Below are 19,731 nucleotides of genomic sequence, written 5' to 3'. Positions count from 1 at the left end.
TTTCGTCTTTTCTATTCAGGGCGGGCGTAGAGGATGACAAATGCCTGCGCCCAGGGATGATCGTCGGTCATCGTTAAATGCACTTCCAGCCGGTGGCCGGGTGGGGTCAGCGCGTCAAGCCGCTTTTTTGCGCCGCCCGCCAGTTCCAGTGTCGGTGCACCCGATCTGGCATTCACTACACCAATATCCTTCATGAACACACCCTGACGGAAACCGGTGCCCACCGCCTTGGAATAGGCCTCTTTGGCGGCGAAGCGTTTGGCATAAGTGCCGGCAATGGTGAAGGGTCGGCGCTGCGCCTTGGCGCGTTCGATCTCAGTGAATACGCGCATTTCAAAGCGTTCACCAAAACGGTCGAGCGAATTCTGAATCCGCTCGATATTGCAGAGATCTGATCCGATGCCGACAATCATCGCGCCAAATCCATCAATTCACGCATACGGCTCACACTGCTCTCCAGTCCGGTGAAGATTGCTTCGCCCATCAGGAAATGGCCGATATTGAGTTCGGCGAGCTGCGGGATCGCCGCAATCGGGCCGACATTGTCAAAAGTCAGCCCATGGCCGGCATGCGGTTCGATGCCATTCTTCGCCGCCAGTGCCGCGGCATCGGCGATCCGGCGCAGCTCTTCGGTCCGCTCCTCGCCTTCGAGATGCGCGTAGCGCCCGGTATGAAATTCCACGACCGGTGCGCGCAGATGGATCGCGGCTTCGACCTGTGCAGGATCCGGCTCGATAAACAGGCTGACCCGGATGTTGGCGTTTCTGAGTTCGGTAACGAAGGGCGCAAGGTGATTATGACCGCCGGCCGCATCCAGACCGCCTTCGGTGGTGCGCTCTTCGCGTTTCTCCGGGACGATGCAGGCGGCGTGCGGGGTGTGGCGCAGCGCAATTTCCAGCATCTCATCGGTCGCCGCCATTTCCAGATTGAGCGGAATGGTCAGCGCGTCGCTTAATCGCTCGATATCGCCATCGGTGATGTGGCGGCGATCTTCACGTAAATGCGCGGTGATGCCGTCGGCGCCAGCCCGGGCCGCCTGTTCCGCGGCGCGCACAGGATCGGGATGATCACCACCGCGCGCGTTCCGGATAGTCGCGACATGATCGATATTCACACCAAGGCGAAGCGGCTGCGTGGTCATTCGGACTGTCCTCGACAGACCGCAGCCGACACGACATCAAATCCAAACGCCTGTTCATGCGCGATATGGCCAAGCGGGAATTCGCCTTCGCTGCGATTGGTGAAGAGGATTATGGCCATGTCCAGCTCCGGCAATAGATAGTTGCGCCCCTGCACGCCGATAATGGCACCGGGACGTTCGACAAGCCGTTGCGGTTCCCGGCAGCCAGCCAGCGGAGCCGGAAAAACCCATTGGCCAAGCGCGACATAGCCGATTGCCGGATCGCCGGTCCACATCTCATCGCGCAGATTGGCTGGTAAAAGTTCACCGCGCATCAAGGCGCGATCAAAGCGCCACAGATCATGGATCGTACCGTTCATGCTGCCGGCTCCGCCGTAGCTGGCGAAATTGACGGGCGGCTCGGGCTGATCGTGATGATAGCCTGAAATCGTTGGTTGGCCTTGCGGATAAAAGGCGTGGTTTGCGGGAAACAGGTCGGCGGCCAGCTGGTCGAGCGATTGCCCGCTCACCCGTTCAATCACGCCGCCCAGAACCACATAGTCGCAATTGGTGTAGCTATAGGTCGAGCCGGGCGTGGTTCGGTTGGGTCCGGCGCAAAATCCGCTGGGTGATATATCCAGCGTTCCATCGATCGAATAAAATTCTGGCACAGAGCCTGGCTCAACTTGGGTGCTCTCGGGATCCGGCAGCCCCGACATATGTTGAAGCAGGTGCCGCGCTGTCAGCGTGTCGCGATTGGCATTGGGAAAGTCGGGCCAATATTCGGCGATTGGCGTATCGATATCGAGACGCCCAGCGGCAACTTCGCGCATCGCCAGCGTGGCTACGATCTGCTTGGTGATCGATGCCCAGCGCCAGCGGCTATCGAGCCGATGACGCTCGCCGCTGCCGGGTCGGACCTCACCATGCGCGCCGGCGTAGATGATCGTATCGCCCTGCGAGATCAGGATCAGGCCATTAAATCCGGCCAGTTCGGCGAGTCCGTCAATCCGCCTTGTGTCCAACCCCTGAGACAGGGCGGGCGTCGCCAGGCCGATCAACCCGAGCAAGGCGACCAGGATGCGGGTCATGCCTTCTCACGGCTGCCCGGTTTTATGGCGGGAATAGCGGCCAGTTCGTCCGGTAGGTCATCAGGATCATAGACCGGAAAATCGAGAGAAATCAGCGGAATGAACGGGACTCCGAGATCGACCTCTCCGCCGGACCGGTCGACCAGAGCGGCTTCGGCGATGACCTCGCCGCCGGCATCGGCGACCGCCTTGATGGCTTCGCGCGACGAGAGTCCGGTGGTGACGACATCTTCGACCATGAGAACCTTCTGGCCAGGTTCGATGGCGAAACCCCGGCGCAATTCGAACGTGCCTTCGGGACGTTCCAGGAACAGGGCATCGAGGCCCAGTGCGCGGCCCATCTCATGGCCGATAATCACGCCACCCATGGCCGGTGAAACAACCACATCAATCTCACTGCGGATTTCTCGCGGCAAGCGCGATGCGAGGGTTGATGCCAGACGCGATGCGCGCATCGGATCCATCAACACGCGCGCGCATTGCAGATAGCGCGCGCTGCGCTTTCCGGACGACAGGATGAAGTGGCCCTCAAGAAGCGCCTGTGCCGCGCGAAACTCAGAAAGTATGTCGTCGTCGGTCATCATGCGTTCCCTTGTCGTTTGCCCGGGGCGACATAGGCGGCTGCAAACTTGGCTTCAACCCGCACATTTTCCCGAAAGTGAAGGTTGAGGCTATGAAAACTCGGCACTATAAGGCGCCCAAGTTTCACTATGGCGTGAGCTCTATCGACCGCCATCAGAGCGGATCCAACGGGGATGAAATGCATATTCTGAAGACCTTGACGCTAGCTGCAGGTTTGGCCGTGGCTTCGCTTTCCGTAACGTCGGCGGCCAGCGCCGCTGCGCCGCAGCCGGATCTTGCACCGGCCCCGCAAGCTGAATTGGCTCCGGCACCCGGCGCCGAAGGCGATGTGGCCGAGTCGGTTGCTGCCGAAACACCGGCATTTGATTATGCTGCTCCCGATCCGGAAATTGGCCAGCCAACCGGCGGCATGGGCTTGCCCGTCCAGGTGACGGAGATCGGCCAAGACGCCCGCTGGTTTCATGATGCGCTGCTGATGCCGATCATCACGGTTATTTCCCTGCTCGTCCTGTTCCTGCTGCTCTGGGTGATGGCCCGCTACAATCGCCGGACCAACCCCAATCCGTCCAAAACGACACACAATACGACGCTCGAAGTGATCTGGACCCTGGTTCCCGTGCTGATCCTTGTCTTTATTGCGGTTCCGTCGATCGGATTGCTCCAGGCGCAATATGATTTGCCGGAAGGCGAAACCGTTACGGTGAAAGTCACCGGCAACCAGTGGAACTGGACTTACGAATATCCCGATCATGGCGATATTCTGCTCGTTTCCAATATGCTGGAAGAAGAAGGTGAGCAGCAGGAAGGTGCGCGTTTCCGCACCGATCAAGATGGCCCGCGCCTGTTGGCGGTTGATGAACGGTTGGTGATTCCTTCGGGAACCAATGTCCGCTTCCTGATCACCGCGAGCGATGTTTTGCACAGCTTTGCCGTGCCGGCATTCTGGCTGAAGATGGATGCCGTACCCGGACGCCTTAATGAAACCTGGACACGAGTTGATCGCGAAGGGGTATATTTCGGGCAATGTTCGGAACTGTGCGGCGCCCGCCACGGCTTCATGCCGATTGCCGTAGAAGTGGTCTCGCCAGAAGAGTTTGAGCAATGGGTCGCCCTGCAGGGCGGCACCATGCCCGGCGACGAAGCGGCGGCCGAAGACGGCGCGGAAGACGCGTCGGCCGATGATGAAACAGAAACGGCTGACGATGCCGCAGAAATTGCCGTGGCTGATACCGCCGCGACAGCAAGCTAAGGGTTCGCATAATGACTGATACTGCAGCCACTCCCTCCCATTTCGAAGCCAGCCAGGATGATGCGCATCACGACGCGGATCACAAGCCCGGCTTCTTCGTTCGCTGGTTCATGTCCACGAACCACAAGGATATCGGCACCCTATATCTTCTGTTCGCGATCTTTGCCGGGATAGTCGGCGGCGCGATTTCAGGCATGATGCGGATGGAACTGGCCGAGCCGGGCATCCAGTATCTGGAAGCCTGGACAGGTGAGACCGGCAATGCCGCGCTCCATTTCTGGAATGTGATGATTACGGCCCATGGCTTGATCATGGTCTTCTTCATGGTGATGCCGGCGATGATTGGCGGCTTTGGCAACTGGTTCGTGCCGTTGATGATTGGCGCACCGGACATGGCCTTCCCGCGGATGAACAATATCAGCTTCTGGCTGCTCGTACCGGCGTTCCTGCTGCTTCTCGGATCGACCCAGGTGATGGGATCGACGGGCCTTGGTGGTGGCACCGGCTGGACGGTCTACGCGCCACTATCGACGCAAGCCTCCGGGCCGGCCACCGATATGGCGATCCTCTCCTTGCACTTGGCAGGCGCGAGTTCGATCCTGGGTGCGATCAACTTCATCACGACCATCTTCAACATGCGCGCGCCGGGCATGACCCTGCACAAAATGCCGCTGTTCGTATGGTCGGTCCTCGTCACCGCATTCCTGTTGCTGCTGGCGCTTCCGGTGCTGGCTGCGGCGATCACGATGCTGCTGACGGATCGTAACTTCGGCACGACCTTCTTCGATGCGGCCGGTGGCGGTGATCCGCTGCTCTACCAGCATCTGTTCTGGTTCTTCGGCCATCCCGAAGTGTACATCATGATCCTGCCGGGCTTTGGCATGGTAAGTCAGATCGTGGCGACGTTCAGCAAAAAGCCTGTCTTCGGCTATCTCGGCATGGCCTATGCCATGGTCGCGATCGGCGTGGTCGGCTTTGTCGTCTGGGCGCACCATATGTTCACGGTCGGCCTGTCGCTCAACATGAAGCTCTACTTCACGGCGGCGACAATGGTCATCGCAGTGCCAACGGGCATCAAGATCTTTAGCTGGATCGCCACCATGTGGGGTGGATCCATGTCGTTCAAGACACCGATGATGTGGGCATTGGGCTTCATCTTCATGTTCACGGTTGGCGGTGTCACTGGCGTCGTTCTCGCCAATGGGGGCTTCGACGATATTGTCCACGACACCTATTATGTGGTTGCCCATTTCCACTATGTGCTCTCGCTTGGTGCCGTCTTCGGGATCTTCGCCGGCTGGTACTATTGGTTCGGCAAGATGTTCGGGAAAATGTACAACGAATTTCTCGGTCAGCTCCATTTCTGGGTCTTCTTTATCGGCGTGAACGTCTTGTTCTTCCCGATGCACTTCCTCGGACTGGACTCCATGCCGCGTCGTTATCCGGACTATGCGGACAGCCAGGCCTATTGGAATGAAATCGCGAACTATGGCTATTGGATCATGGCCGCAGGCATGGCGATCTTCTTCGTCAACATGATCTGGTCGCTGATTGCCGGTAAGAAGGCGGACGACAATTATTGGGGCGAAGGAGCGACCACGCTCGAATGGACGCTGTCTAGCCCACCGCCATATCACCAGTTCAATACCTTGCCGAAAGTCGACTAGGACCAGGCCGCCGCCCGCTTCGCCGGGTGGCGGACCCGGATGGAATGAATGAACACTAACACCGCCTCTAATCCGGTTTCGTCTGCGACGAGCCCGATAATCGCCGATTGGCGCGATTTCTACGCGCTGACCAAACCCGGCGTGATGAAGCTGGTGGTGTTTACGGGGCTCGCCGGCATGCTGGCAGCGCCGACCCAGTTACATCCGATCCTCGCATTCAGCGCGATCCTGGCTATCGCCCTGGCGCATGGTGCGGCAGCGACCCTCAACCAATGGTATGAAGCCGATATCGATGCCGTGATGCAGCGGACCTCCGATCGACCGCTGCCCGCTGGCCGCATGGACCGGGAAACCGCGCTGCATTTCGGGGTAGGCTTGGGTGTCTTTTCGGTTATCCTGATGGGCATGGCGGCCAATTGGCTGGCTGCTGCGACACTGGCCGCTGCAATCCTCTTCTATGTCTGCATCTACACAATCTGGCTGAAACGCCGCACGCCGCAAAATATCGTGATTGGCGGCGCCGCTGGCGCGTTTCCGCCACTGATCGGCTGGGCCGCTGCAACCGGCGAGATCACGATGATGCCGATCCTGCTGTTCGCCCTTATCTTCCTGTGGACGCCGCCGCATTTCTGGGCCCTGTCACTCTATGTGAATGCCGATTATGCGCGCGCTGGCGTACCGATGATGACAGTCGTGGCGGGCACCCGCTCCACCCGGCGTCAGATGCTGGTCTATACCTTGCCGATGGCAGCGGTTGCCATTGCACCCTGGCCGCTTGGACTGGCCGGCGCGATTTACGGGCTGACGGCGACCGGCCTCAGCGCGATTTTCCTGCTTCTGGCTATTTCAGTGTGGCGCAATCCATCGACCAAGACCGCGCATATGGTTCCGGAAAAGCGGCTCTTCCTCTTTTCGATCCTCTATCTTTTCGCCCTGTTCGGTGCGCTCGTTGTGGATGCATGGGTGCCGGCAATCCTGGCTATGGGAGCGGCTGCATGACCCCTGAAGAACAAGATATCATTCGCAAGCGCCAGAAAAGCCGGGCGCTGGTTACCGCGCTGATCCTTGGCGGTCTCGCGATCCTCTTTTACCTGATCACGATCACCAAATTGGTGGTGGCATCGTGAATCTGGCGCTCCAGCAGAAGAACCGGCGCAGTGCCGTCTTGGCGGTTCTGCTGGTCGCCGGCATGGTCGCGCTCGGCTTTGCTTCGGTCCCGCTGTACCGGATCTTCTGTCAGGTTACGGGGTTCGGCGGCACGACCCAGAGGGTTGAAGCCATGTCGACCGATATGGCGGCCACCGGCCAAATGATCCGGGTGCGTTTCGATTCGAATATTTCGCGGGACCTGCCATGGAATTTTGCCCCGGAGCGGAACACCGAAACTGTCCAGATCGGCGAGCGGTCACTGGCATTTTACCGGGCTGAAAATCTCGGCACCCGGCCTTTGACGGGTACGGCGACATTTAATGTGACGCCACTCGAAGCCGGTCGCTATTTCAACAAGATTCAATGCTTCTGCTTTGAGCGTCAAACGCTCGAGCCCGGGCAAGATATTCGCATGCCGGTGACCTATTTTGTCGATCCGGCAATTCTTGACGATCCCGATATTGGGGATGTCGAGGAGATTACACTGTCTTATACCTTCTACCCCGTGGACGACGAGACGTCCTAGGGCTAGAAACCCGATTCACACGCTTTCTAAAGGGAATTGAGCGCAATGGCTGGAGCCGCCCCGCAACATGACTATCACCTGGTAAATCCCAGTATTTGGCCGTTGATTGGCGCATTGAGCGCGCTTGTCATGGCCGCTGGCGGTATCATGTGGATGCATCAGCCCGCCGAGGGCATGGACCCGGCCGGGGCGATCTCGTCGCTCGGCAACCTCAGTTTCCTCTCCGGATTCCTGATGAATGCCGGCTGGATATTCTTTGCCGGTCTGATCGGTGTGCTGTTCACGATGTTCAGCTGGTGGGTCGATGTGATCCGCGAAGCCAATGGCGGCGATCATACGCCGGTGGTCCAGCTGCACCTGCGCTATGGCATGATCCTGTTCATCGCGTCCGAAGTGATGTTCTTCGTCGGTTGGTTCTGGGCCTTCTTCAATGGCGCGCTGTTCCCGGCGGAAGTTCTCGGCAGCACCTGGCCGCCCGAAGGCATCGAAGTCTTCGATCCGTTCACCTTCCCGCTGCTCAACACGCTGATCCTGCTATGCTCGGGCACTACCGTGACTTGGGCACACCACGCATTGTTGAATGGCGATCGCCAGGGCCTGAAGGCGGGCCTGTGGCTGACGATCATTCTCGGCATCTTGTTCAGCGCGGTACAGGCTTATGAATATGGCCATGCCGCGTTTGATTTCTCGGGCAATATCTACGGCGCGACATTCTACATGGCGACTGGTTTCCATGGCTTCCATGTCATCATCGGCACCATCTTCCTCGCCGTCTGCCTGCTGCGTGTTTATCAGGGTGATTTCACGCCTAAACAGCATTTCGGCTTCGAAGCCGCAGCCTGGTACTGGCATTTTGTCGATGTCGTATGGTTGTTCCTCTTCGTCGCAGTCTATGTCTGGGGCGGTGCAGGTGGGGTCATCCATTAAGCACCCGGTCGGGTTCGCATGGTGAGCGAACCCACCCCCCTGCAATCCGGCATTTCGGGTTCGTGTCCGCGTTGCGGCGAGAATAGGCTGTTTGACGGGCCAGTGCATTTTGCAGACCGGTGTGGCGCGTGCGGCCTCGATTATTCGAGCTTCAATGTCGGCGATGGCCCAGCCGCTTTCTTGACGCTCATTATCGGCGCGCTCGTTGTTGCGCTGGCCATGGCAGTGGAATTGACGATCCGGCCGCCATTCTGGGTGCATATACTATTGTGGGTGCCGTTTACTGCTGCTGCCGTGGTATATGGTCTGCGCGTGGCGAAGGGCGTCCTGCTGTCGCTTGAATATCGCAATGCCGCGCATGAGGGGCAGCTGAAACAGGATGACGGTCCCGGAGATGCAGAATGAAGTTCCCGATCCTTCCAACCATCTTTGTTGCGGCTGCCGTGGCGACGATGATTGGCCTTGGGGTTTGGCAGTTGCAGCGGATGGGCGAAAAAGAAGCCCTGGTAGACACCTATCTGGCCGCCGCCGATCAGCCGACGGTCGCTTGGCCGGACACACCCGACACTGAATTGCTCTATCGGCGCGCCACAGGCTTTTGTGTCGAACCGATGAGCTGGCGAGCGCTGGCCGGCAGCAATCGTGATGGCGAGACAGGATGGCAGCATATCGCCGCATGCCGAACCGGTGGCGGCGAGGGGCCAGGCATGCAGGCCGTGATGGGCTGGTCGCGATCGCCAACATCACCGGACGATTGGATGGGTGGCGAAGTGACCGGGATCATCGCCCTTGATGCCGAATATGGGCTGCGTCTGGTGTCCGAAGATCCGGCTCCAGGATTGGAAGCGGTTGCACGGCCTTCGGCTGAAAATATCCCGAACAATCATCTGCTGTATGCGATCCAATGGTTCTTCTTCGCAGCAGCAGCCCTGGTCATCTTCGTCCTCGCCGTGCGCCGCCGCCGTGCCGAGCTTGAGGAGATATTGTGAGCTATGCGGGCTTCGCCGCGCTGGCTGTCGCACTGATCGCGACGCCGCTTGCCGCTCAGACTCCGCTACCACCGCCAGGGCCAGGCCCCGGAAATGGGGCCCAGCCGCCGCCCGGTCAGCCCGATGGCCCCCGAGATAGGAGGCGTCCGGCGGAACTTGGCTGGTACAATGGCGATTACGCGGTCGATTCGATCGATGCGATCGTGATGATCGACGATCCGGTAACCGGATTTGGCAATGAATCGCTGTGGGAATCCCCGGCTGCCGAGATCGCTAGGAGCCAATCCGATATTGCCGCGAGCGGAGCGCCTGACTAAGGCCGATCCCCATGCACTATATTAGCACCCGAGGGAGCGCACCGGCGCTCGATTTTGAAGGCGCAACGCTGGCAGGCCTGGCATCGGATGGCGGGCTCTATGTGCCCGAAAGCTGGCCGCGATTTTCGACCGAGGAAATCGCCGCGCTCGCTGGACTTTCCTATGCCGAAACTGCGGTCCGCGTACTGGGGCCCTTTGTCGGTAATGCGCTGAGCGAAACGGAGCTGAGAGATTTGTGCGAGGCCGCCTATGGCCGGTTCTCCCACACAGCCGTCACGCCGCTCAAGCAACTCGATGAGCAGAATTGGTTGCTCGAACTGTTTCATGGTCCAACCTTGGCGTTCAAAGACGTAGCGCTCCAACTGCTGGGCCTTTTGTTCGAACGCTTCCTGACCGGCAAGGACAGCCATCTGACGGTGGTTGGAGCGACTTCCGGGGATACGGGTTCGGCAGCCATCGATGCGCTCGCGGGGCGCGAAAAGGTCGATATCTTCATGCTGCATCCCAAGGGGCGTGTCTCCGAGGTGCAGCGCCGCCAGATGACGACGGTGTTGGCGCCCAACGTCCACAATATCGCGATTGAGGGAAATTTTGACGACGCCCAGCGGCTCGTCAAAGCGATGTTCGGTGATGCGCAATTTGCCGGCCGTTTCACCCTGTCGGCGGTCAATTCAATCAACTGGGCGCGGCTCGCGGCCCAGATAGTCTATTATTTTTATTCGGCCGTTCGGCTTGGCGCGCCAGAGCGATCCGTGGCCTTCTCCGTACCGACTGGCAATTTTGGTGATGTCTTTGCTGGCTATGTCGCTGCGCAGATGGGGCTTCCCGTTGCGCGGCTGATTGTTGCGACCAACATCAACGATATCCTGCACCGGGCAATGGTCGCTGGCGATTATTCTGTGGGCGAGCTGACACCCACGGCAGCGCCGTCCATGGATATCCAGGTGAGTTCCAATTTCGAACGACTGCTGTTCGACATGTATGACCGCGACGGCGATATGATGGCGTCGGTGATGCGCAGCTTCGATGAAAGCCGTTCGCTCCGCCTTGATGATCGCGCACATACACGGATCGGCCAGCTCTTTTCTTCGGCGCGGATCGACAATGACGCGATGGCGCTCGCGATGCGCCGGGCGTCCGAAGAGATGGGCGAAGTCATCGATCCGCATACTGCAATCGGCCTGTCTGCTGCACTGTCTTCAGATCTCGCACCCGATATTCCGATCGTCACCCTGGCGACTGCCCATCCCGCCAAGTTCCGGGATGCTGTTGAGCGGGCAACCGGGCAGCGTCCGGTTCTGCCGCCACGCGTTTCCGGGCTTTTCGAGCGCGAAGAACGCTATGAGACATTGCCCGGTGAGTTGCAGGCGATCGAAGCCTATATCGCCGAACGCGCGACGGAAAGATGAGCCTTACTACCTTGACCGCGGAGCCTTGGGCCGATTACGGGCTCGTGGACTCTGGCCATGGTCGAAAGCTGGAGCGCTATGGTCGCTTCCGTTTCATTCGTCCCGAACCGCAGGCCATGTGGGCGCCAGCATCGGATAATTGGCGTGCGGATGGCGAGTTTATACCCGCATCGGATGAAGATGGCGGCGGACGTTGGCATCTCAATCGCAATGTGCCGGACGAAGGCTGGCAGCTCGGCTGGGAAGAGGTGCAGTTTCAGGCGCAATGCACACCGTTCCGGCATTTGGGCTTCTTTCCAGACATGGCGTCGCACTGGGGCTGGATGCGAGAGCAGATCGAACCGGGCAACGAAGCCCTAAACCTGTTCGGCTATACGGGTGTCGGCAGTCTTGCTCTGGCCGCGCGCGGGGCCAAGGTCACCCATGTTGATGCCTCCAAGAAATCGGTCGAAGCCGGCAAGGCCAATGCCGAACTTTCCGGCATGCGCGATAAACCGATCCGCTGGCTGGTCGACGATGCCGCCAAGTTCACCGCCCGCGAAGTGCGGCGTGAGCGGCGCTATGACGGGATCATGCTGGACCCGCCCAAATGGGGCAGGGGTCCCAAGAAGGAACTCTGGCAGCTCGAAGAGGGACTGCCCGGGTTGATCGCAGATTGCGCTAAGCTGCTGGATGAGAATAGCCGCTTTCTGGTGCTCACAGTTTATGCAGTGCGGATGTCCGCTCTGTCGATTGGTGAACTCGTCTCACAATCGCTCGCCCATCTCGGCGGGAGTGTGGATTATGGCGAGATGGCGGTGCGCGAGGAAGCGCGCGGCCTGATGCTGCCGACGGCGATTTTCGCGCGCTGGTCTCGCTAAACTGGCAGGGCGCCGCATTTTGCGCCGGTATCCGCGTGCGAGACTCCACAAAAGTCTGACTCAGTTTATGGTTAACCGATGGTTATCCGAGTCGTTTCGCTTTTGGCTGTCGCTGCCCTGGCTGCACCCGCATCTGCGGAAAGCTTGCCCTATGACATCGGGAATTTTTACCGCACGCCGGCCTATACGCCAGAAATCGGCTATGATATCAGCAGCTTGCTCTATGATCGTACGCCCGATCATGCGGCCCTTGGTTATCGTACGGAGGCGATCACAGGCGGCAGTGCCACGCACCGGGTGGTTCGCGAATATGGTCCGCTCGACTATGATACTGACGGCTTGCTGGCCGTGATTTTTGCCAAAGCCGAGATTGACGAAACGCGAGACGCGGCAGACTAATCCCGCATCGCGCGGATCGCTGCGCCGGTCGCAAAGGGCGCTGCTGCGAGCAATATCAATGCCGACGCACCGAGCAATGGGAATGCACCTTGCTGAAATTCATCCAATGCACCCGCTCCGAAGATCAGGATCGGGACGGCCAGTGGCAGCATCAATAGTCCCGCGAGCGCACCACCGGACGGGAGTCCGGCGACTAATGCACTGACCGTCACCGCGAGCGCGGCAAACCCAAGGCTGCCAATCGCGAGGCCAAGTTCAACCTGCCACAGCGTTTCGGCATCCATCGCCAGCAGCGCAGACGCAGGGAGTGCGGCGATCATCAGTGGTGGCCCGAAGCTGATCCAATGGGCGACGATCTTGCCGATCGCGACCAGTTCCTCGCTAATCCCGCGCACCGCATATTGATCGAGCACACCGGCGTCCCGGTCTGGCGCAATCAGCCGATCGATCGGCAACAGAGCGGCCAGCAGAGCGGCGGTCCAGAGCACGCCGCCGCCAATCCGGCCGAGGATTGTCGGGTCCGGCCCGATCGCGAACGGGAAGAGGGTGGCGACAAGCAGGAAGAAGACTAATGGCAGCAGCCAGCCGCCGCCTGCAAAACTGCGCGCGAGATCGCGGCGCATGATGGTGAAGACGGCGCTCATGCCGCCTCTCCAATCGTCACCGGTACGGCGTCGGGCAGGTCGACTGGTTGATGGGTCGCGACCAGGGCAATCCCGCCGCGAGCGCGATGATTGGCAATCGCTGATTCCAGCCGTGCGCGGGAGTCTGTGTCGAGACCGTTAACCGGTTCGTCGAGCAACCAGATATCCGCGCCGCTCAAGATGATGCGAGCCAGTGCAGCGCGCTTGAGTTGGCCGGTCGACAGCATGCGAACCGGCACATCAGCGATCAATTCGAGCGCCATTGCGTCCAATGCCGCATCGATCTCAGCCGGTTCGCGCCGATCGAGCTGCGCCCAATAGCCAAGCGCCTGTTTGAGCGGCAATTCGCGATCAAGGGCGCTTTGTTCGGCAAGAAAGGCCATGGACCCGGACATCGACACTTCGCCAGAATGCGCACTGAGTAGCCCGGCGATCAGGCGCAACAGGCTGGTCTTGCCCGCGCCATTGGGGCCGGTGACAAGTGCTGCACCGCCGGGTTCAAGCGAAAGATCGAGCCCGGTGAACAGGACGCGGTCTCCGCGGATACAGCTCAATCCGGTAAGGGTGAGCGCAGCGCTCAACTTGGTTCATCCTCTAAAGCATGCATGTCCGCATCGCTGAGGCCGAAATGATGGCCCACTTCATGGATCAGCACATGATGGACGAGGCGTTGGATGCTAATGCCGCGCTGTGCGGCTTCGGCCAGGATCGGCTGGCGATAGAGATGGATGACATCGGGCAAAGTCCCGAAATCCGATACGCTTTTGTCGCCGATCGGTCGGCCCGAATACAGGCCGGATAGTTGCATCGGATGCGTCAGGCCGACAGCCTTGAGCGAGTCTGGATCGGCATATTCCTCAACCCGCAGCACGACATTGCCCATCTTCTCGCGAAAGGCGAGCGGCAGCCCCTCGAGGGATTGACGCGCCATTGCTTCCATCGCATCGGCGCTGGGCGGGGTGGCCATAAAGCTTTCGTCGAACCGCATATTGAGGCAGATAAGGCGCTGAAGCCTGCATGGGAAGATCGGAAGGACGATAAGCATGGTCGCACGATTGAGCGATAGCGAGCGCGAGACCGCCCTGGTGGGCCTCGCGGGTTGGGAACATGATCCAAAGCGGGATGCAATTTCCCGGCGGTTCGAATTTGCCAATTTCAGCGAAGCCTATGCCTTTATGACGCGCGCGGCCCTGCTCGCCGAGCAGATGGATCACCATCCTGAATGGTTCAATGTTTACAATAAGGTCGATGTCACGCTCACCACCCATGATGCCGATGGCCTGTCCGAAAAGGACATAGCCATGGCCACAGCAATGGACGGTTTTGCGGGCTAGCCGCCTTTCACCCTAATCTTCGATCGTGCGCGCCATGCCGAGGCTCTTGCGGAGCCGGTTCGGTGTCCAGCGAGCCGCAAAGGCCAGCCGCTTGGCGGTCTTGCCCACCGTGGTGTGGATCTTCTCCTCATGCACGGCATGCCAGGCGGCGACGGCCACTTCTTCGACCGGCGTGATCTCCATGCCCGATTCCGCGATCATCTCGCGGACCGAAGAATTTCCACCAGTGAGTGGGCCATCGAGGATCGGCGTTTCGATAAAGCTCGGCATGAGCGAGCGCGAGCGGATGCCATAGGGTGCAAATTCGATATCCAGCCCCTCGGTCAGCGCGCGGACAGCGAACTTGGTGCCGCTATACACAACCAGGCCAGCGGCGCCGTATATACCGGCGGCCGAGCTGGTGTTGAGGATGCAGCTGTCAGGGGTATCGCGCAGCATATCGAATGCCGCGCGGGTGCCATCGATAACCCCGGTAAAGTTGATCGCGATCGTCCGGTCGATATCTTCGTCGCTCATTTCCTGGAGCGGCCCGCCAACACCGATACCGGCATTGTTGAACAAGACATCCATCCGCCCGCCTGTCCGCTCGCCAAAGGCGGCGATCGCGGCCTTCCATTCTGCGCGGTTCGTCACATCGAGATGATGGATCGAGAAGCGACCCTGGTCCATCGTCGAGGCGGTTTCTTCCATCCCGGCATCGTTGATATCTGCCAGCCCGACAAAATATCCGCGCTCACCGAAATAGCGCGCCACAGCGCGACCGATTCCGGACGCTGCCCCGGTAATGAAGATGGTTTTGTCTGACATAAGGCTATCCCTGCTCCGATTTTTTCTGTTTGGCCTGTCATAGACTGATTCAAACGCAAACGGGAATGGCAATATCGTTCGACCAACGACGATAATCGCCTCTTGCTGCGCGGCGTCAGCAGATTATCATTACGACCATTGTCATAATGATCCAAAGGACTGCATATGCGCCGCCCTCATGCCTGGCTCAGTCGGGCCCTGTTGATCCCGCTCCTGATGCTGCCGTCGGCCGTTATGGCCCAGAGTGAAGCAACCGACGAGCCGCCGCCCATCACGCTCGCCGTCGATACGCTGGAAAGCCAGATCGATGCCGTGATGGCGGAAAATGGCTATGCAGGAGTCGTTTTCATTGCGATCGATGGCGAGACTTTGGTCGAAAAGGCCTATGGGCTTGCGCATAGCGATCCCGAAACTCCCATCACCCTTGATACGGCATTCGGTATCGGTTCCCGCCCGATCGATTTCACGATTGCGGCAATCTATCTGCTCGAGCAGCGCGGTCTGCTCAGCCAGGAGGATAGGCTCGGCGATTATCTCGAAAATGTTCCCGACGATCGATCCGGCATGACGATCCGCCATATGCTCAACGGCCAATCGGGATTGCCGGACTTTCCGGCCAATGAGAGCGACTGGGATGCCGATCTCGCCTGGATCGATCGTGAAGAGTTTGAACGGCGGACGCTTGAGATACCCATGTTGTTCGCGCCCGGCGAAGGCGAGGCGCATTCGCATTGGGCCTTTGGCATGCTGGCCGCCATTGTCGAGCGGGTCAGTGGCCAGAGCTATGGCGCATTCCTGCGCGAAAATTTCTTCGATCCGGCCGGGATGGCGCGGACGGGCAGCTATGGCGAAACACGCGATCTAGCCATGACCGACTTTGCCGCCGGCGGCGGGGCCCAGCACGGCCTGCCCAATATCCCGCCCAATTGGGGGCCGACCTCCTGGCTCGTCATGGGCAGTGGGGGGATGTTCTCGACCCTTGGCGACCTGCGCCGCTTCTATGTGCATGTTACGCAGAGCGGTGTGCTCGAACCGCGCAATACCGAGCTGTTTCTCAGTCCGCGCGCGGGGCTCGACGGATCGGATCGCGGGTTTGAGCTGTTCAGCTTCTCCGACGAAGAATTTAGCGACCAGGCTTATGTGATGCTGAGCCGTAGCGGTGAACCGGGCTCGATCATGCAGATTGTGCGGCCACTTGTTACTCTGCTGCGAGACAATTGACGAAGGCCGGTGACACTGGCCTTGACCGTCTCGCCACGCGCCGCGATGGTCGCGCGCGATGGACAGGAAGAACGGCCCCGCAGTTCGCTTTAACGGCTTAGCCAAGAGTTTCGACGACGAGGCAAGTTTTGCCGTCGCCACGCTTGATCTGGAGGTTGAAGGCGGTTCGTTTGTCGCATTGGTCGGCGAATCCGGCTCAGGCAAATCGACCCTGCTCAAGATGATCAACCGGCTGGTCGATCCGAGCACTGGCACGGTCATGGTCGGCGATGAGGCCATTGACGAGAAGTCGCCCGCCGATCTGCGCCGTCATATTGGCTATGTCTTTCAGAATATTGGTCTGTTTCCGCATATGAGCATCGCGGAAAATATCATGATCATTCCGCGGCTTAGCGAGGCCAATAGCGTCGATCAGGTGCCCGAATTGCTCGATCTTGTCGGATTGCCGTCGGAGGTTTCCGATCGCTTGCCCAGCGAGCTATCGGGCGGACAGCAGCAGCGGGTCGGGGTCGCGCGGGCATTGGCCGGCGAGCCGGGTCTGATGCTGATGGACGAACCCTTTGGCGCGCTCGATCCGGTGACCCGGGACCAGCTCGGCAACGCTTATCGCGATCTGCATGACCGGCTTGGCCTCACCACCATCATGGTGACGCATGACATGGCAGAAGCGCTGCTGGTCGCCGATCGCATATTGGTGATGAGCGAAGGGCGCGTGGTGGCCGATGGCACGCCAGAAGCCTTGCTGGCAGGTGAGGGCGGTGAGGAAGCAAGCGCGCTGATCGCGGTTCCGAAAGGCCAGATGGCGAAGCTTCGGCAGTTGGAGGTGCGTAGATGAATCCGCGCCTCTCCGAAGCCTTGTCGCAAGTGCCCGCGCTCTTGGCCGACCATGTGTTGTTATCGGCGTCGGCTTTGCTCCTTGGCCTTGCGGTCGCACTTCCACTTGCCGTCGGCGCATCGCGTAATGATCGACTGCGGCGCATCGCTTTGGGCGGCGCAAGTCTTGTTCAGACGATCCCGGGGCTGGCTCTGCTTGCGCTCTTCTATCCGTTGCTACTGGCGCTCAACTCACTGTTCGCCCCAATTGGTGTCGTGCTTCCCGCATTGGGCTTCCTGCCCGCTTTGCTGGCGCTTGGGCTCTATGCGGTGCTGCCGATCCTGCGCAACGCGGTAACCGGGATAGTTGGGATCGATCCGGCGATCATCGAGGCGGCCGATGGTGTCGGGATGACACCGCGTCAGAAATTGCGCCTCGTTGAAGCGCCGCTCGCCGCACCAGTTGTGATGGCTGGCATCCGGACGGCGACCGTATGGACGGTCGGTGCGGCAACGCTCTCAACCACGGTCGGCCAATCGAGCCTGGGCGATATGATCTTTGCCGGTCTCCAGACCCAGAATTGGACGCTGGTGCTGGTCGGTTGCCTGGCGGCGGCGGCGCTCGCGCTCACCGCAGATGCGCTGCTCGGCTTGATTGAGGCCGGGATTGCCCAGCGCAGTAAATGGCGGATACGCGGCGGACTGATTGCATTGGCGGCCGGCGTTGGCCTTGCCCTCGCACCGCTCACCATGGGCGGATCGCGGGCTGATACCATCACGATCGGGGCCAAGGGCTTTAGCGAACAATATATTCTCGCCCGGCTGATTGGGAACCGCCTGTCCGAGGCCGGTTACTCGGTCCGCTATCGGGAAGGGCTCGGCTCAGCGGTGGCTTTTGAGGCGCTCGCGAGCGGCGATGTCGATGTCTATGTCGATTATACCGGGACGCTTTGGACCAATATGATGGAGCGCGAAGATAATCCGCCGCGTGATGAGATGCTCGCCGAGCTCAGCCAATGGGTGTCCGATACCCGCGATGCGATGGTGCTCGGCCGGATGGGTTTTGAAAATACCTATGCCTTCGCCGTTACGCAGGAAACCGCGCAGCGCCATGCGCTTGAAACGATGGACGATCTCGCCCGGGTTGCGCCGGACTTTACCATGGGCACCGATGTTGAGTTTCTGAACCGCCCCGAATGGGCGACTATCCGCGATGCATACGGCTTCGCCTTTGGCGGCACCCAATCCTATCAGCCGACATTTATGTATCGCGCCGTGGAAAGCGGCCGGGCGGATGTGATTACCGCTTTCTCATCCGATGGCCGGATCGCGGCAAGCAACCTTTTCGTGCTTGCTGATCCGCGCGGTGCGGTGCCCAATTATGATGCGGTGTTGCTGGTCGCGCCGGATCGCGTCGACGATGCGCGCTTCATTGCCGTGCTCGAACCGCTGATCGAAGCCATTGATGTCGAAACCATGCGCGAGGCCAATTACATGGTCGACCGTGATGACGATAAGGCGAGCCCCGCAGAGGCCGCACGCTGGATCATCGAAACGCTCGAACTTGATGGCGCTGCCAGTCCGGAAACCGCAGATTGAAGCGCTGAAGTCGATCAATCATGGTCATAGATTGGCGATTAACAGCGATCCGATATAGCCGAAATAGGCAATTACCATCAGGCCACCCATGACGCGACCAAGATGGCGGCTGAACCAGAGCATGAGCATCAGGGCCATTGCCAGGCCCAGCAGCAAGGGCAGGTCCTGCGTGACGAACTCCGCTGGCATGCCGCCATTGGCCGCAATGGCCGTAACCCCGCCAATACCCAGAATATTGTAGATATTGGATCCGATCACATTGCCAAAGGCGATCTCGCCCTCGCGCCGTATGGCAGCGATTACGGATGTCACCAGCTCGGGCAATGATGTCCCAATGGCAACGATGGTCAGCCCGATTACGCCCTCGCTGAGCCCGGCAATGCGGGCAAGGTCGATTGCGCCAAGCACGAGGAGGCGACCACCCATGACGATTGCTGCAAGGCCCACTATCGTGAACAGGAGGGGCTGGCCCCATCCATTGAATACACCATGGAGACGCGGGTCGGCCGTCTCATAGGCAACCGTCCGGTCATAAGCGGCGCCATGATCCTCCGCGCTTCCGCGCTCGTGGAGATAGGCCATGACGATATAGGTGGCGAGCAGCGCCAGGAGCAACAAGCCCGTCAGGATGCCGACGAGATCGAGATAGGCGAGCATGACGAGCAGCGCTGCCGCGCCCAGCGCCACACCTGTATCCCGCGATACGGCCCGACCGGTGACCGCAAACGGCGTCAGGAGGGCAGCCGTGCCAAGGATCAGCAGCGTATTGGCGATATTTGAACCGACGATATTGCCCCAGGCAATCCCGGGAGCGCCAGCGAGCGATGCTTCGATGCTGGTGACAAGTTCGGGCATGGACGTGCCGAAGCCCAGCACGACAATACCGACCAATAGCGGCGCGACACCCGCTCGTTCCGCCAATGCGACGGCGCCGCGGACAAGCGTTTCCCCGCCGAGAACAAGAAGCGCAAGGCCACCAACTATGCCGAGAAAGATCAGAAACAAATGCGGGGTTCCTGCATGGTGAA

Annotated in this window: 25 protein-coding genes; 16 read left to right on the top strand and 9 right to left on the bottom strand. The window is 59.9% G+C overall.

Going from position 1 to position 19,731, the window contains the following annotated elements:
* Window positions 1-11 precede the first annotated feature (11 nt).
* Genes acpS through pyrE form a run of 4 tightly spaced genes read right to left on the bottom strand, consistent with a single transcriptional unit; the run spans window position 12 to window position 2,792 of the window.
* Entirely contained in the window at window positions 12-413 is a 402-nt protein-coding gene (gene acpS, locus HFP51_RS09085; protein ID WP_176875427.1) for a holo-ACP synthase, read from the bottom strand.
* Window positions 410-1,141 (bottom strand): pyridoxine 5'-phosphate synthase, encoded by a 732-nt coding sequence (locus tag HFP51_RS09080; RefSeq protein WP_176875426.1) that lies wholly within the window; start codon window positions 1,139-1,141, stop codon window positions 410-412. Before HFP51_RS09080 ends, acpS begins: the two co-directional genes overlap by 4 nt.
* Window positions 1,138-2,211, bottom strand: a complete 1,074-nt coding sequence (locus HFP51_RS09075; RefSeq protein ID WP_176875425.1) for a serine hydrolase — start codon at window positions 2,209-2,211, stop codon at window positions 1,138-1,140. Before HFP51_RS09075 ends, HFP51_RS09080 begins: the two co-directional genes overlap by 4 nt.
* Entirely contained in the window at window positions 2,208-2,792 is a 585-nt protein-coding gene (pyrE, locus tag HFP51_RS09070; protein WP_176876622.1) for an orotate phosphoribosyltransferase, read from the bottom strand. The genes HFP51_RS09075 and pyrE overlap by 4 nt, the downstream gene beginning before the upstream one ends.
* 179 nt (window positions 2,793-2,971) lie before the next feature.
* Between pyrE and coxB the strand changes: the two genes are divergently transcribed.
* From coxB to HFP51_RS09015, 12 genes are all read left to right on the top strand, one after another.
* Window positions 2,972-4,042 carry a cytochrome c oxidase subunit II gene (gene coxB / locus HFP51_RS09065; protein WP_176875424.1) on the top strand — a complete coding sequence of 357 codons (1,071 nt, stop codon included), beginning with the start codon at window positions 2,972-2,974 and terminating at the stop codon, window positions 4,040-4,042.
* Between the two features lie 11 nt (window positions 4,043-4,053).
* Complete coding sequence (gene ctaD / locus HFP51_RS09060; RefSeq protein ID WP_176875423.1) at window positions 4,054-5,709, top strand: cytochrome c oxidase subunit I; 1,656 nt, start codon at window positions 4,054-4,056, stop codon at window positions 5,707-5,709.
* 48 nt (window positions 5,710-5,757) lie between these two features.
* Window positions 5,758-6,708 carry a heme o synthase gene (locus tag HFP51_RS09055; RefSeq protein ID WP_176875422.1) on the top strand — a complete coding sequence of 317 codons (951 nt, stop codon included), beginning with the start codon at window positions 5,758-5,760 and terminating at the stop codon, window positions 6,706-6,708.
* Window positions 6,705-6,836, top strand: a complete 132-nt coding sequence (locus tag HFP51_RS14715; RefSeq protein ID WP_255454618.1) for a hypothetical protein — start codon at window positions 6,705-6,707, stop codon at window positions 6,834-6,836. The genes HFP51_RS09055 and HFP51_RS14715 overlap by 4 nt, the downstream gene beginning before the upstream one ends.
* Window positions 6,837-6,898: 62 nt before the next feature.
* Window positions 6,899-7,384: a cytochrome c oxidase assembly protein gene (locus tag HFP51_RS09050; protein ID WP_370462955.1), complete on the top strand. Its 486-nt coding sequence runs from the start codon at window positions 6,899-6,901 to the stop codon at window positions 7,382-7,384.
* Window positions 7,385-7,429: 45 nt separating this feature from the next.
* Window positions 7,430-8,311, top strand: a complete 882-nt coding sequence (locus tag HFP51_RS09045) for a cytochrome c oxidase subunit 3 (RefSeq protein WP_176875421.1) — start codon at window positions 7,430-7,432, stop codon at window positions 8,309-8,311.
* 18 nt (window positions 8,312-8,329) lie between these two features.
* On the top strand, window positions 8,330-8,716 hold the full coding sequence (locus HFP51_RS09040; RefSeq protein ID WP_176875420.1) for a DUF983 domain-containing protein: 387 nt from the start codon (window positions 8,330-8,332) through the stop codon (window positions 8,714-8,716).
* A complete protein-coding gene (locus HFP51_RS09035) occupies window positions 8,713-9,300 on the top strand; it encodes an SURF1 family protein (RefSeq protein ID WP_176875419.1) in 588 nt (195 codons plus the stop codon). The genes HFP51_RS09040 and HFP51_RS09035 overlap by 4 nt, the downstream gene beginning before the upstream one ends.
* Window positions 9,297-9,617, top strand: a complete 321-nt coding sequence (locus HFP51_RS09030) for a hypothetical protein (protein ID WP_176875418.1) — start codon at window positions 9,297-9,299, stop codon at window positions 9,615-9,617. The genes HFP51_RS09035 and HFP51_RS09030 overlap by 4 nt, the downstream gene beginning before the upstream one ends.
* A gap of 11 nt (window positions 9,618-9,628) precedes the next feature.
* Window positions 9,629-11,026, top strand: coding sequence for a threonine synthase (thrC, locus tag HFP51_RS09025; protein WP_176875417.1), 1,398 nt, complete (start codon window positions 9,629-9,631; stop codon window positions 11,024-11,026).
* On the top strand, window positions 11,023-11,886 hold the full coding sequence (locus HFP51_RS09020; protein ID WP_176875416.1) for a class I SAM-dependent methyltransferase: 864 nt from the start codon (window positions 11,023-11,025) through the stop codon (window positions 11,884-11,886). The genes thrC and HFP51_RS09020 overlap by 4 nt, the downstream gene beginning before the upstream one ends.
* Window positions 11,887-11,964: 78 nt before the next feature.
* Complete coding sequence (locus tag HFP51_RS09015) at window positions 11,965-12,285, top strand: hypothetical protein (protein WP_176875415.1); 321 nt, start codon at window positions 11,965-11,967, stop codon at window positions 12,283-12,285.
* Here HFP51_RS09015 and HFP51_RS09010 read toward each other — a convergent pair.
* Genes HFP51_RS09010 through HFP51_RS09000 form a run of 3 tightly spaced genes read right to left on the bottom strand, consistent with a single transcriptional unit; the run spans window position 12,282 to window position 13,917 of the window.
* Window positions 12,282-12,929 (bottom strand): heme exporter protein CcmB, encoded by a 648-nt coding sequence (locus HFP51_RS09010; RefSeq protein ID WP_176875414.1) that lies wholly within the window; start codon window positions 12,927-12,929, stop codon window positions 12,282-12,284. The genes HFP51_RS09015 and HFP51_RS09010 overlap by 4 nt on opposite strands.
* On the bottom strand, window positions 12,926-13,510 hold the full coding sequence (gene ccmA / locus HFP51_RS09005) for a heme ABC exporter ATP-binding protein CcmA (protein ID WP_176875413.1): 585 nt from the start codon (window positions 13,508-13,510) through the stop codon (window positions 12,926-12,928). Before ccmA ends, HFP51_RS09010 begins: the two co-directional genes overlap by 4 nt.
* Complete coding sequence (locus tag HFP51_RS09000; RefSeq protein WP_255454617.1) at window positions 13,507-13,917, bottom strand: metallopeptidase family protein; 411 nt, start codon at window positions 13,915-13,917, stop codon at window positions 13,507-13,509. The genes ccmA and HFP51_RS09000 overlap by 4 nt, the downstream gene beginning before the upstream one ends.
* Before the next feature lie 55 nt (window positions 13,918-13,972).
* Here HFP51_RS09000 and HFP51_RS08995 point away from each other — a divergent pair, with 55 nt between their 5' ends.
* The gene (locus HFP51_RS08995) at window positions 13,973-14,263 is read left to right on the top strand and encodes a 4a-hydroxytetrahydrobiopterin dehydratase (RefSeq protein WP_176875412.1); all 291 of its coding nucleotides are present in this window, start codon (window positions 13,973-13,975) and stop codon (window positions 14,261-14,263) included.
* 12 nt (window positions 14,264-14,275) lie between these two features.
* On the opposite strand, the gene HFP51_RS08990 is transcribed toward HFP51_RS08995, so the two are convergent.
* Window positions 14,276-15,070, bottom strand: coding sequence for an SDR family oxidoreductase (locus HFP51_RS08990; protein ID WP_176875411.1), 795 nt, complete (start codon window positions 15,068-15,070; stop codon window positions 14,276-14,278).
* A gap of 165 nt (window positions 15,071-15,235) precedes the next feature.
* Between HFP51_RS08990 and HFP51_RS08985 the strand changes: the two genes are divergently transcribed.
* The 3 genes from HFP51_RS08985 to HFP51_RS08975 are packed head-to-tail and all read left to right on the top strand — an operon-like array spanning window position 15,236 to window position 18,703.
* Entirely contained in the window at window positions 15,236-16,291 is a 1,056-nt protein-coding gene (locus tag HFP51_RS08985) for a serine hydrolase (protein WP_176875410.1), read from the top strand.
* Between the two features lie 58 nt (window positions 16,292-16,349).
* Window positions 16,350-17,126, top strand: a complete 777-nt coding sequence (locus HFP51_RS08980) for an ATP-binding cassette domain-containing protein (RefSeq protein ID WP_176875409.1) — start codon at window positions 16,350-16,352, stop codon at window positions 17,124-17,126.
* A complete protein-coding gene (locus tag HFP51_RS08975) occupies window positions 17,123-18,703 on the top strand; it encodes an ABC transporter permease/substrate-binding protein (protein ID WP_176875408.1) in 1,581 nt (526 codons plus the stop codon). Before HFP51_RS08980 ends, HFP51_RS08975 begins: the two co-directional genes overlap by 4 nt.
* Before the next feature lie 24 nt (window positions 18,704-18,727).
* Here HFP51_RS08975 and HFP51_RS08970 read toward each other — a convergent pair whose 3' ends face one another.
* Window positions 18,728-19,708 (bottom strand): calcium/sodium antiporter, encoded by a 981-nt coding sequence (locus tag HFP51_RS08970; protein WP_176875407.1) that lies wholly within the window; start codon window positions 19,706-19,708, stop codon window positions 18,728-18,730.
* Window positions 19,709-19,731 lie beyond the last annotated feature (23 nt).

This window comes from Parasphingopyxis sp. CP4, assembly GCF_013378055.1.
In the GTDB taxonomy this organism is placed as follows: Bacteria; Pseudomonadota; Alphaproteobacteria; order Sphingomonadales; family Sphingomonadaceae; genus Parasphingopyxis.
This window is presented reverse-complemented; position numbering and strand designations above follow the sequence as displayed.

Excerpts from the sequence above, each read along its gene's own strand:
- acpS (WP_176875427.1), bottom strand. The coding sequence starts at position 413 with ATGATTGTCGGCATCGGATCAGATCTCTGCAATATCGAGCGGATTCAG.
- HFP51_RS09015 (WP_176875415.1), top strand. The coding sequence starts at position 11,965 with ATGGTTATCCGAGTCGTTTCGCTTTTGGCTGTCGCTGCCCTGGCTGCA.
- HFP51_RS09075 (WP_176875425.1), bottom strand. The coding sequence starts at position 2,211 with ATGACCCGCATCCTGGTCGCCTTGCTCGGGTTGATCGGCCTGGCGACG.
- HFP51_RS09010 (WP_176875414.1), bottom strand. The coding sequence starts at position 12,929 with ATGAGCGCCGTCTTCACCATCATGCGCCGCGATCTCGCGCGCAGTTTT.
- HFP51_RS09050 (WP_370462955.1), top strand. The coding sequence starts at position 6,899 with ATGGTCGCGCTCGGCTTTGCTTCGGTCCCGCTGTACCGGATCTTCTGT.
- HFP51_RS09000 (WP_255454617.1), bottom strand. The coding sequence starts at position 13,917 with ATGCGGTTCGACGAAAGCTTTATGGCCACCCCGCCCAGCGCCGATGCG.
- HFP51_RS08995 (WP_176875412.1), top strand. The coding sequence starts at position 13,973 with ATGGTCGCACGATTGAGCGATAGCGAGCGCGAGACCGCCCTGGTGGGC.
- thrC (WP_176875417.1), top strand. The coding sequence starts at position 9,629 with ATGCACTATATTAGCACCCGAGGGAGCGCACCGGCGCTCGATTTTGAA.
- HFP51_RS09020 (WP_176875416.1), top strand. The coding sequence starts at position 11,023 with ATGAGCCTTACTACCTTGACCGCGGAGCCTTGGGCCGATTACGGGCTC.
- HFP51_RS09035 (WP_176875419.1), top strand. The coding sequence starts at position 8,713 with ATGAAGTTCCCGATCCTTCCAACCATCTTTGTTGCGGCTGCCGTGGCG.
- HFP51_RS09080 (WP_176875426.1), bottom strand. The coding sequence starts at position 1,141 with ATGACCACGCAGCCGCTTCGCCTTGGTGTGAATATCGATCATGTCGCG.
- HFP51_RS14715 (WP_255454618.1), top strand. The coding sequence starts at position 6,705 with ATGACCCCTGAAGAACAAGATATCATTCGCAAGCGCCAGAAAAGCCGG.
- coxB (WP_176875424.1), top strand. The coding sequence starts at position 2,972 with ATGCATATTCTGAAGACCTTGACGCTAGCTGCAGGTTTGGCCGTGGCT.
- ctaD (WP_176875423.1), top strand. The coding sequence starts at position 4,054 with ATGACTGATACTGCAGCCACTCCCTCCCATTTCGAAGCCAGCCAGGAT.
- HFP51_RS08975 (WP_176875408.1), top strand. The coding sequence starts at position 17,123 with ATGAATCCGCGCCTCTCCGAAGCCTTGTCGCAAGTGCCCGCGCTCTTG.
- pyrE (WP_176876622.1), bottom strand. The coding sequence starts at position 2,792 with ATGACCGACGACGACATACTTTCTGAGTTTCGCGCGGCACAGGCGCTT.
- HFP51_RS08985 (WP_176875410.1), top strand. The coding sequence starts at position 15,236 with ATGCGCCGCCCTCATGCCTGGCTCAGTCGGGCCCTGTTGATCCCGCTC.
- HFP51_RS08980 (WP_176875409.1), top strand. The coding sequence starts at position 16,350 with ATGGACAGGAAGAACGGCCCCGCAGTTCGCTTTAACGGCTTAGCCAAG.
- HFP51_RS08990 (WP_176875411.1), bottom strand. The coding sequence starts at position 15,070 with ATGTCAGACAAAACCATCTTCATTACCGGGGCAGCGTCCGGAATCGGT.
- HFP51_RS09040 (WP_176875420.1), top strand. The coding sequence starts at position 8,330 with ATGGTGAGCGAACCCACCCCCCTGCAATCCGGCATTTCGGGTTCGTGT.
- HFP51_RS09055 (WP_176875422.1), top strand. The coding sequence starts at position 5,758 with ATGAACACTAACACCGCCTCTAATCCGGTTTCGTCTGCGACGAGCCCG.
- HFP51_RS09045 (WP_176875421.1), top strand. The coding sequence starts at position 7,430 with ATGGCTGGAGCCGCCCCGCAACATGACTATCACCTGGTAAATCCCAGT.